This is a genomic window from Saccharopolyspora shandongensis, from assembly GCF_900106995.1.
Lineage (GTDB): Bacteria > Actinomycetota > Actinomycetes > Mycobacteriales > Pseudonocardiaceae > Saccharopolyspora > Saccharopolyspora shandongensis.
In genome coordinates this window covers 1-10472 of record NZ_FNOK01000110.1, presented here as the reverse complement: position 1 = coordinate 10472, position 10472 = coordinate 1, and the positions used below count along the sequence as shown (strand labels likewise).

Here is a 10472-nt window from a genome sequence, read left to right as displayed (position 1 = left end):
CGTTGGTGCACTCCGACCAGGGATTTCAGTATCAGCATCGTTCCTGGCGGCACCTGCTGGCCGGAGTGGGCGCGACCCAGTCGATGTCCCGCACAGGCAACTGCCACGACAACGCCGTCATCGAGAGCTTCTTCGGCCACCTCAAGGAAGAGATGTTCCACCACACCCGCTATCTCAGCGTTGAGGCGTTCACGACCGCGCTGGATGACTACATCACGTGGTTCAACACCGACCGGGGCCACACACACTGCGAGGGCCTGAGCCCGGTGCAATACCGGGCCCAGACCCTCGCTGCCTAGACTCTTACTTAACGAGTCCAACTCCCGGGGACCAGTTCAACCGTTCGGTCGGCGGGGCCCTCATGCCCGGATCAGTCCTGCTTGTCGTCGAACGTCGGGATGTCCGTGCGGTCGTCGGAGCTGGGCATGTCGCCCGGCAGATCCAGGGCCTGCGTCAGCGGGCCCGGCGACCAGGTGCCCCAGTGGGTCTCCGAATGCACCTCGATCGCCGCCTGCGCGGGCAGCGCATCCGCGTCGTACGGGTGCACCACGTACAGCGAACCCCAGTCCTGCTGCGGATCGTTGCGCAGGTAGGTCGGCAGCTCGCGGACGCTGGACGCGATCGTCAGCCAGCCGAACGGCCCGCCGGCATCCGGCGACGACCAGCCCTCGCCGACGTCCCGGACCTCCTCGCCGGCCGACACCCGGAACTGCGGCATCTCCGCGATCCCGTTGTACAGACCCGAAATCCGCAGGCACGGGTGCACCAGCGCGGCAGGCCACTCGACGAACGTCGCGCTGTTGCCGATGACGTCGGTCATGTTCGTCAGCTTCGGCACTCGCGGCGCGGTCACCGCGATCCAGCCCTCCCGGCCCAGCGCCTGGTCGACGGCGATCAGCCGCATCTTCGTCGCGCCCTCGGCCTCGGCGCCGAGCATGTAGCGGTGATCCCGCCACCCGGGCGGCGGGCCCTGCTCCGCGGTGTAGCGGCCGGTGATCTCGAAGCCCCGATCGGTCTCCTTGCCGAACTCGAGGACCACGAAGTTCGCGCCGGTCTCCGCACCCGCCAGGCTCACCGCCACCGGCACCTCGCCGTTGCGGGCCGAATCCGGGATGTCGTACCAGGGCGTGCGCAGCTCGCCGGTGTTGGTGCCAGCTTCGTCGAAGCTGCCCCACGCCGGCGCGTTGTCGCCGCCGAACTGGTGCGGCGGCTTCCAGTTCGGCGCATCCGGGTCGACGCCGTCGCTCTCGGGCACGCCGGGCCGGGTGAAGCCCACCTGCTTGGGCTGCAGGTACTGCTCGGCGGTTTCCCTCCCGGCCAGGCGGCGCGGCGGCACCGGCACCGCCGGATCCCGGGTCGGCGCGACCACCGATGGCTGGTCGGCCGCCACCGGCAGGACGCTGGCCTGCGGATCGGTCTCCACCCCGATGTAGTCCGACAACCCGCAGCTGTTGCCGGTGAGCTGCTTGACGTTGTCCGTGGACAGGCTGTAGCTGTCGCCGCGCTCCTGGATGGCCTTGCCGAACGCCGCGAGCTCGCCGAACACCATCAGCGCGCACACCAGGGACAACGGGGCGGTGCCCAACCGCAGGGCGCGGCTGCGCTTCTCCGGGCTGTCCCAGCGCTCGTCGACGATCTTCGGGTTGTTCTCGTCGATGCGCAGGTGCTCGATCAGCGCGATCACGCCCGCTATCGCGGCGAACACCAGGAACAGCGTGCTGAAGTTGTGCCCGTTGATCGACGGCGGCTTGTCGAACCACGGAACCCCCCAGCCCGAGACGTACCACCAGGCGTTAGGCCCGGTGGAGGCGAACGCCAGGATCACCATTAGACCGGCGACGAAGGCGGCCCGGTTGCGGCGGGAGCGCAGCACGGTGGTGCTGGTGGCCAGCGCGGTCAGCGCCGCCAGAGCACCGCCGAAGGCGGCGAAGATGCCGAAGTGGTGGGTGTGCTTGGTGGGCGTCAGGGCGAGCACCACGAAGCACATCGCCGTGACCGCGAGCAGCCGTCGGCTCGGGCCGAGCCCGGCACCGCGGATGCGGCCGCGCCGCAGCAGCACCACGGCGCAGGTGGCCAGGCAGAGGATCACCAGCAGCACCGGGAACCGGCGGGTCAGCGAGCCGTCCGGGCTCTGGCTGAACAGCAGGCTGTAGCGGTTGAGCTCCTCGTACCAGCGGCCGTTCGGGCCGAAGGTGGTCTTGAGCTCCATCGCGTCCATGACCGACTGCCAGGTCTGGTCGTAGAACACCAGCGTCAGGATCACGAACCCGGAAGCGGAGATCGGCGCCAGCACCGGCAGCCAGCCGAACTCCTGGGCCCGCTTGCGCACCAACCGGTACAGCGGCTTGATCGCGGCGATGTAGGGCAGCACCGCGACGAGGCCGTGCGGGTTGACGCCCACCGACAGGGCGGCACCGACCAGGCCCAGCGCGGCGGGCATCAGCCGGCCGGTCGACACGGCCCGCTCGACGGCGCACAGCGCCAGCAGCGAGAACAGCACCACGACCGGCTCGGCCCGGAGCCCGTTGTTGTACGGCAGCCAGAACGCCAGGAACACCGCGGCGGCGGCCCAGCCGGCGGCGTTGCTCCGCCGCACCTGCTGCCCGAGCCGCGGCAGCACCTCGCGGCTGATCAGCAACCAGCTGACGATGCCCATCAGCAGCGCGGGCAGCCGCACCCACGGCGTCGCCGTCGAGATCTGCACCCACAGCGCATAGAACTCGTAGAACCAGCCGAACGGCGACTCGGGGTTGGCGAACCAGCGGTAGTAGTTGCTGACGTACCCGGCGCTCTGCGCCGACCGCACCATGCTCAGCACGTAACCGTCGTCGGACGTCATCGCGCCGATCAGCCACCAGACGCCCAGCGCGCCGAACACCGAGACGTCGCGCAACGTCGGCTTCCACCAGCGCAGCGGGGCCAGCCGCGGCGCGCGCCGACCGGCGCGCGTGTCCAGCTTCCGCAGGCAGAGCACCGAACCGATGAACGCGGCCACGGCGAGTGCGATCACCACGAGCTTGAGCGGCGTCGCGTAGCTGCTGAACCGGTTGTCGACGCGCGCCTCGAAGGACAGCCCGCGCACGTCGTCCACGGCGTTGTCCAGCGACGAGTAGATACCGGTCAGCTGCGGGCGCTGGTCGCCGAGGACGCGCGCCCACGCCTGCCCGTCGACGCTCGCGGTGGTGCCGTCGGCGTCCGCGTGCACGTCGATCGAGCAGGCACCGGCGGGCAGCTGCACCGTGCTGATCTGCCGTCCCTTGGAGAACAGCGCGGCCTGGCCCTCGTCGACCTGCAGCGTCAGCCCGGTCAGCCTGCCGTAGTCCGAGGACGGCGGATTGGTGTTCAGCAGGATCGCCGGCCCCGCGGTGCGCGCGTCCAGGCTGCGCGCGGCGGCGCACGGCACCTTCGCGTCGAGCCACAGCGGCGAGTAGGCGACCAGCGGAGCGGACACCGACCTGGTGCCTTCAGCGGTTGGCCACCGTAATGTCACCACATCGTGATTGACAGGTAGAAAGGGCACGAGCAACGCCAGCACAGTGCCGACGAGCCCGAGCAGCGAGGCGTACAGCCGAAGTTTTTTCGCCGACCCTGGGTGCACGTGGAGACCATACGGGCGCTGATCGCCCGCACTTGTGCGCACCCCTCGCGTGTCCGCCAGACCGCATTTGCTTGCCCGCGGCGCCGCGCGTTCTGCCTGCTCGTGGCGGGTGGGTGCGCCGGATCGCAATAGCGCCGGTTTTGCCGCGGCGGTGAGAGGCATTCGTTATTGAAGCGACGCTGCCGCTTAGTCCGCCTCTGCTGGCGGCCCTGACGCGCGAAACAGTTCGGGAAACGAGTCCGCAAAGCGACCCGAACACGATCAGGCGGACTGCGCCGGGCTTTCGGCCGTCGTCTGATCGGCCACCAGCACGTCCACGTCCCGGTCCCGCCCGGTCCGGTGCAGCACCAGCTCCGCGAGCAGGCCCACGGAGATCATCTGCACCGCGAATATCTCCAGCAGGATGCCCAGCGTCAGCAGCGGGCGGGTGCCGATCGACTGCTCGGTGAACACCCACACCCCGGTCAGGTAGAGCAGGATCAGCGTGCCGATCGTTCCGGCCAGCAGCCCCAGCCCGCCGAAGAGGTGCGCCGGGCGCCGCCCGTAGCGGGTGAGCGCGACGACAGTGAGCAGGTCCAGCGCGCCGCGGATGTACCGCTCGAGCCCGTAGTTGGACTTGCCGTGCACCCGCGGCCGGTGGTGCACGGCGAGCTCGCGCACCCGGTAGCCCAGCTGGTGCGCCAGCGCCGGGATGTAGCGGTGCAGCTCCCCGTACAGCGGCACGCGCCGGTAGACCTCGGTGCGCGCGGCCTTCAGCCCGCAGTTGTGGTCCGCGAGCTTCAGGCCGGTGATCAACCCGGTGACCCAGTTGAACACCTTCGACGGCAGCCGCTTGCCCAGCGGGTCCTGCCGCTGCGCCTTGTGGCCGCTGACCAGGTCGGCCCCGTTGTCGAGCTCGGCGAGCAGGCGCGGGATCTCGGCGGGGTCGTCCTGCAGGTCGGCATCCAGCGTCACCAGCAACCGCCCGCGGACCTCGGCGACGCCCGCGGCCAGCGCCGCGGCCTTGCCGAAGTTGCGCCGCAACCGGATGCCGCGGAACCGGGGATCCTGCCGGGCCTGCTCGGCGATCACCTGCCAGCTGTCGTCGGTGCTGCCGTCGTCGACGATCAGCAGCTCCCAGCTCCGGGGCTGCTGCTGCATCGCGTCGCGGATCTCGGCGAACAGCCGGGGCAGGTTCTCCCGTTCGTTCTTGGCCGGGGCCAGCAGCGAGACCTCGACCTCCGGTGCGGCTTCCGTCATGACTTGACCTGTGGACTTTCCGTGAGGGGCCGGATCCACCAGCCGTCGGGGAAGTGGAAGGCGACGCGCACCAGGCCGGGCTGAGCCGGAGCGACCGCCTCGAAGCCCAGGCCGATCTCGATGCCGGGCGTCTGGGCTTCGGCGTCCGAGCGCGGGATGTCGACCACGCCGCCGCCGATGACCGTGCCGGTCTGGTCGAGCATGGCCACGCAGTCGGCCCGCTCGATCCCGGAGATCGCCCAGCCCTTGAGCATCCGGGCCCCGCCCTGGATCTGGTCGGTCTCCACGTTGAGCACCACGTCGCGGCCGTCCGGGCGCGGCTCGCGCAGCGCGCCGTCGCTGGGCGTCCGCCAGTCCGCGGTGCTGACCCGGTCGCCGATCTCCAGTCCGTCGGGGCAACCGAGCGTGAACTCGCCGGAGAACGGGTAGTGCCCGAGCGCCTGCAGCCGCGGCAGCAGGCGCTCCGGCTCGGGGAACCGGTCCTCGAACGCGTCGGGGTGGCCGATGCGCGCGGCGATGGCGAGCAGGCTCTGGTTCGGCGCATCGGAGCGCACGCTCTGCGCCATGGGCGCGCCGAGTGCGACGGTGGCCAGCACCGTGCCCGCCACGGCGACGGTGCGGACCTTCGGCCAGCGGGGCCAGGCGACCACGATCACCAGCACCGCGATCCACAGCGCGGCGGTCATGCTGTTGTACCGGCTCTGCAGCCCGGCGGCCTCGCCGAACGCGGCCCGCGAGCCGGAGATCATCACCGCGCAACCGGCCGCGTAGACCGCCAGTCCCCACCACGGAGCCGCGCTGCGGAACTCCTCGCGGGTCTGCCGGACGTGCAGCACGAGCACCGCCAGGCCGGCCACGCCCGCGATCAGCGCGATCGACGGCTCGGTGCCGGTCCACACCATGCCGAGCATGCTCAGCCCGGCGAGCAGCGCCTGCGCCGGATCGTCGGTCGGCGAAGCGCCACCGCCGCCCTGCGGGCCGCGCAGCACCAGCCACGACGCCACCACGAGGAAACCGACCAGCAGCGGCGTCGCGGCCCAGCGGCGGCGGTCCCCGCGCAGCCACGCCACCAGCGCCAGCGCCGGCCACACCGCGAACGACGTGCCGTAGCTGATCGACGCCAGCAGCCCGAACACGATCGCGAGCACCCGGTGCTCGCGCTGCATCGCCAGCAGCGCGGCGAGCACCAGCATCAGCGCGAGGATCCAGGACGCCCCGCTCATCGAGCGCACGTAGTTGTGGATGCCGTGCGGGTTGAACACCAGCGTCGAGGCGGCCGCCACCAGCCCGGCCCGCTGCCACGGGTTCAGCGACTTCGGCAGCATCGCCCACACCAGCAGGACGCTGGCGACCCCGAACGCGATGATCACCAGCCCGAGCGGCTGGTTGAGGCCGTGCCCGAACCGGGCGCTGAGCCAGAACAGCAGGCTGGGCAGCACGAACGGGTGTTCGTTGCGGAACCCGAACAGCGCCTCCGGGCGCAACGTGCCGTCGTCGTTGGTGAGGTCGAGCAGGACCCACCAGTAGTCGTAGAAGTGCATCTGCGGGTAGCGCAGCACTTCCCGAAGCATCATCAGCGGCGGCACGATCGCCGACAGGCCGAGCAGCACGGGGCCGAACCGCCGCACCGGGCCTGGAATGGGGGCTTCGGGGGTGGCGCGCTCGCCCGGCTCGGTCTCCGATGCGATGTCAGTCACGCTTTTGTTCCCCAGTCTGAATCAACAGCGCCTCACCGTAGCAAGCGCAGGTCAGAGCCTGGCAGATCTTGCGTCGACCATGGCTGGATTTGACCACGCGGTTCCGGCGGTCGTACGCTGTCGCGGCTCGCTCGTCACCGGCCCACGCGGCCGGGTTCTCCCGCGGTGCGCCCCCGGTCGATCGGGGGCCGGAAAGCGGTCTGTATGATGGGTGAGAACTTCTCGCCGCCGGACGGGCGGAGAGATAAAACGCCTGTTTCGAATGCGATCGCCCGTGCGGCTCGGCTGCCGAGACAGGAACCCACCGAGGCGCTGCACCGGCGGCGTGGTAGGAATCCTCGTCCCGCGTGGTCGAGGTGGACGTCCGCCGCAGACCTGGTGAAGTAGCGAAACCGAGCAGCAGGAGACTTCCGACTCATGTACGCGATCGTCAAGACCGGCGGCAAGCAGTACAAGGTGGCTGTCGGGGACGTCGTCGAGGTCGAGAAGCTCGAGGGCGAGCTGGGCTCCGAGGTCAGTTTCCCGGCGCTTCTGGTCGTCGATGGCTCCGATGTCACGACCGACGCCGACGCGCTGGCCAAGGTGTCGGTGACCGGCAAGCTGGTCGAGCAGACCAAGGGCCCCAAGATCCGCATCCACAAGTTCAAGAACAAGACCGGCTACCACAAGCGTCAGGGTCACCGGCAGAAGCTGACCCGCGTTGAGGTCACCGGCATCACGAAGTGAGGACCTGAGTAGTCATGGCACACAAGAAGGGCGCATCCAGCTCTCGGAACGGCCGCGACTCTAACCCCCAGTATCTCGGGGTGAAGCGCTACGGCGGCCAGGTCGTCAAGGCCGGCGAGATCCTGATCCGGCAGCGGGGCACCAAGTTCCACCCCGGCCTGAACGTTGGGCGGGGCAAGGACGACACCCTGTTCGCGCTGTCCGCCGGTACCGTCGAGTTCGGACGTTACCGCGGCCGCAAGGCCGTCAGCGTGGTGGCGGCCGAGGCCTGATCCGGCTCTCGGCTGCGAAGTACTTCCCGACGAGGGGCGGGTCCGGCTAGTCCGGCCCGCCCCTCGTCGTTTTCGTTGTGCGGGTGGTCACGCCTCCCGGCAGCAACGCGCCTCGCGCGGCACCATCGAGGTGGGTGGCGTGCGCGTTCACGCGCGAGGCGCCCAGACAGTTTTACGCCGGGCCGGGCTCGGCCGGAGTTTCCTGGAGGCATTCGTGTCGCGGTTCGTTGACCGCGTGACCATCCACGTCGCGGCAGGCGACGGCGGACATGGCTGCGCCTCGGTGCACCGGGAGAAGTTCAAGCCGCTGGGCGGGCCGGACGGCGGCAACGGCGGTAAGGGCGGCGACGTCCAGCTCGTCGTGGATCCCAACGTGCACACCCTGCTCGACTTCCACTACCGCCCGAACGCCCGCGCGGCCAACGGCAAGCCGGGCCAGGGCAGCATGCGCAACGGCGCCCAGGGCGGCGACCTGGTCCTGTCGGTCCCGGATGGCACCGTGGTGCTGACCGAGGACGGCGAGGTGCTGGCGGACCTCGTCGGCATCGGCACCACCTTCGTCGCCGCCGCGGGCGGCCGCGGCGGGCTGGGCAACGCCGCGCTGGCGTCCAAGGCGCGCAAGGCGCCCGGCTTCGCGCTCCTCGGCGAGGCGGGGGAGCAGTTCGAACTGGTGCTGGAGCTGAAGTCGGTCGCCGACGTCGGCCTCGTCGGATTCCCGTCGGCGGGCAAGTCGTCGCTGATCTCGGTGCTTTCCGCGGCGCGGCCGAAGATCGCCGACTACCCGTTCACCACGCTGGTGCCCAACCTCGGCGTGGTCACCGCGGGCGAGATCGTGTTCACCGTGGCGGACGTGCCGGGGCTGATCCCGGGCGCCAGCGAGGGCCGCGGCCTGGGCCTGGACTTCCTGCGCCACATCGAGCGCTGCGCGGTCCTGGTGCACGTGGTGGACTGCGCCACGCTCGAACCCGGCCGCGATCCGCTGTCCGATGTGGACGCACTGGAGAACGAGCTGGCGCAGTACACCCCGGCGCTGAAGGCGGAGCAGGGCGGCCAGGACCTGGAGTCCCGCCCGCGGATGGTCGTGCTCAACAAGATGGACGTGCCGGAGGCCCGCGAACTGGCCGAGCTGGTCAAGGCGGACCTCGAGGAGCGCGGCTGGCCGGTGTTCGAGGTGTCCACCGCGTCCCGCGAAGGGCTGCGCGAGCTGAGCTTCGCGATGGCCGCCGAGGTCGAGCGCTACCGCGCGCAGCTGCCGCCGCCGGAGCCGGCGCGAGTGGTGGTCCGGCCCGTGGCCGTCGACGCCGGCAACTTCACCGTCGACCCCGATCCGCAGTTCGAGGACGCGTTCGTGGTGCGCGGCGAGAAGCCGGAGCGTTGGGTGCGGCAGACCGACTTCGGCAACACCGAGGCGATCGGCTTCCTCGCCGACCGGCTGGCGAAGCTCGGCGTCGAGGAGGCCCTGGCCAAGCGGGGCGCGAAGCCCGGCAGCCAGGTGACCATCGGCAACATGACCTTCGACTGGGAGCCGTCCACGCCGGCCGGGGTGGCGGGCGTGCTCGGCCGACGGGGCACCGACCTGCGCATCGACCACGACGACCGGGTCTCGGCGTCCGACCGCAAGGCGGCGAAGAAGGCGCGCCGCAGCGCGCTGGACGAGTTCGGCCGGTACGTCGAGGAGGAGGACGGCCGGTGAGCGATCAGCTCTCGGCGACCAGGAAGGCGGTCGCCGCGGCGCAGCGCGTCGTGGTGAAGGTCGGGTCGTCATCGCTGACCACCACGAAGGGCGGCCTGGCCGCCGAGCGGCTGGCGACGCTGGTCGACACCGTGGCCCGGCGGGTCGCCGCCGGCGGCCAGGTGGTGCTGGTGTCGTCGGGAGCGATCGCGGCGGGCATCGCGCCGCTGGGACTGAGCCGCAGGCCGAAGGACCTCGCCACCCAGCAGGCCGCGGCGAGCGTCGGCCAGCAGGCCTTGGCGCACGCTTACGCGGAGTCCTTCTCGCGCTACGACCTGACGGTCGGGCAGGTGCTGCTCACCGCGGACGACGTGGTGCGCCGCGGTCATTACCGCAATGCACAGCGCACTTTGGACCGGCTGCTCGGCCTCGGTGCGGTACCGGTGGTCAACGAGAACGACACGGTCGCGACGCACGAGATCCGCTTCGGCGACAACGATCGGCTTGCCGCGCTGGTGTCGCACCTGGTGGGCGCCGACGCGCTAATCCTGCTGTCCGATGTGGACGCCCTGTACGACGGCGATCCGCGCTGCGGCGGAGCTTCGGTGATCCGGGAGGTCAACGGCGACGCGGACATGGCGGGCGTGCACGCGGGCCGCACCGGCGCGTCCGGGCTGGGTACCGGTGGCATGGCGTCGAAGGTGGAGGCGGCGAGGGTCGCCTGCTCCTCGGGGATTCCGGTGCTGCTGACCTCCGCCGCGCTGGCCGAGCGCGCGCTAGGTCCGGCCGATGTCGGCACCGCCTTCGCGGCGACCGGCAGCAGGCTCTCGGCGCGCCGCTTCTGGCTGGCGCACGCGGCCGGGGCCAATGGCCGGCTGTGGCTGGACGACGGTGCGGTGGCGGCGGTCGTCAAGCGCCGCCGTTCCCTGCTGGCGGCGGGCATCACGGCGGTGGAGGGCGCGTTCGACGGCGGCGACGTGGTCGAGCTGGTCAACCCGGCGGGCAAGGTCGTGGGCCGCGGCGTGGTCGCCTACGACGCGGCGGAACTGCCGGACCTGATCGGCCGGTCGACGCACGAGCTGCCGGCGGAACAGCGCCGCGAGGTGGTCCACGCCGACGACCTCGTCCCGCTCCGCTGAAGACGATTTTCCTTGAGCGAAGGGCACCGGCCGTGGTGAACTGGTCCCCGGAGGTTGGACTGAGGAATTCAGTTCCGATCTCCGGGGAGCGGTTGTATGGCTGGGCGAAGTTCGTTGAGCGTGGAGCAG

The 10472-nt window shown here is 70.8% G+C and carries 8 protein-coding genes; 5 read left to right on the top strand and 3 right to left on the bottom strand.

Annotation, left to right across the window (positions count from 1 at the left end):
• A partial coding sequence (locus BLW84_RS45380; RefSeq protein WP_245761839.1) for an IS3 family transposase occupies positions 1 to 299 on the top strand: 299 nt, incomplete at its 5' end.
• A gap of 71 nt (positions 300 to 370) precedes the next feature.
• Here BLW84_RS45380 and BLW84_RS45375 read toward each other — a convergent pair.
• The 3 genes from BLW84_RS45375 to BLW84_RS45365 all read right to left on the bottom strand — a co-directional run bounded on the left by BLW84_RS45375 (position 371) and on the right by BLW84_RS45365 (position 6534).
• On the bottom strand, positions 371 to 3640 hold the full coding sequence (locus BLW84_RS45375) for an arabinosyltransferase domain-containing protein (RefSeq protein ID WP_483880109.1): 3270 nt from the start codon (positions 3638 to 3640) through the stop codon (positions 371 to 373).
• Positions 3641 to 3859: 219 nt separating this feature from the next.
• Positions 3860 to 4837, bottom strand: coding sequence for a glycosyltransferase family 2 protein (locus BLW84_RS45370; RefSeq protein WP_093278873.1), 978 nt, complete (start codon positions 4835 to 4837; stop codon positions 3860 to 3862).
• Positions 4834 to 6534: a hypothetical protein gene (locus tag BLW84_RS45365; protein WP_177227074.1), complete on the bottom strand. Its 1701-nt coding sequence runs from the start codon at positions 6532 to 6534 to the stop codon at positions 4834 to 4836. The genes BLW84_RS45370 and BLW84_RS45365 overlap by 4 nt, the downstream gene beginning before the upstream one ends.
• A 417-nt stretch (positions 6535 to 6951) precedes the next feature.
• Between BLW84_RS45365 and rplU the strand changes: the two genes are divergently transcribed.
• The 4 genes from rplU to proB all read left to right on the top strand — a co-directional run bounded on the left by rplU (position 6952) and on the right by proB (position 10343).
• A complete protein-coding gene (gene rplU, locus BLW84_RS45360; protein WP_093278869.1) occupies positions 6952 to 7260 on the top strand; it encodes a 50S ribosomal protein L21 in 309 nt (102 codons plus the stop codon).
• A 14-nt stretch (positions 7261 to 7274) separates the two neighbouring features.
• Positions 7275 to 7532: a 50S ribosomal protein L27 gene (rpmA, locus tag BLW84_RS45355; RefSeq protein WP_093278867.1), complete on the top strand. Its 258-nt coding sequence runs from the start codon at positions 7275 to 7277 to the stop codon at positions 7530 to 7532.
• A 202-nt stretch (positions 7533 to 7734) separates the two neighbouring features.
• Complete coding sequence (gene obgE / locus BLW84_RS45350) at positions 7735 to 9225, top strand: GTPase ObgE (protein ID WP_093278878.1); 1491 nt, start codon at positions 7735 to 7737, stop codon at positions 9223 to 9225.
• A complete protein-coding gene (gene proB, locus BLW84_RS45345) occupies positions 9222 to 10343 on the top strand; it encodes a glutamate 5-kinase (RefSeq protein ID WP_093278865.1) in 1122 nt (373 codons plus the stop codon). Before obgE ends, proB begins: the two co-directional genes overlap by 4 nt.
• Positions 10344 to 10472: the final 129 nt, after the last annotated feature.

Coding starts and splice junctions, on each gene's coding strand:
- BLW84_RS45370 (WP_093278873.1), bottom strand. CDS start 4,837: ATGACGGAAGCCGCACCGGAGGTCGAGGTCTCGCTGCTGGCCCCGGCC.
- rplU (WP_093278869.1), top strand. CDS start 6,952: ATGTACGCGATCGTCAAGACCGGCGGCAAGCAGTACAAGGTGGCTGTC.
- rpmA (WP_093278867.1), top strand. CDS start 7,275: ATGGCACACAAGAAGGGCGCATCCAGCTCTCGGAACGGCCGCGACTCT.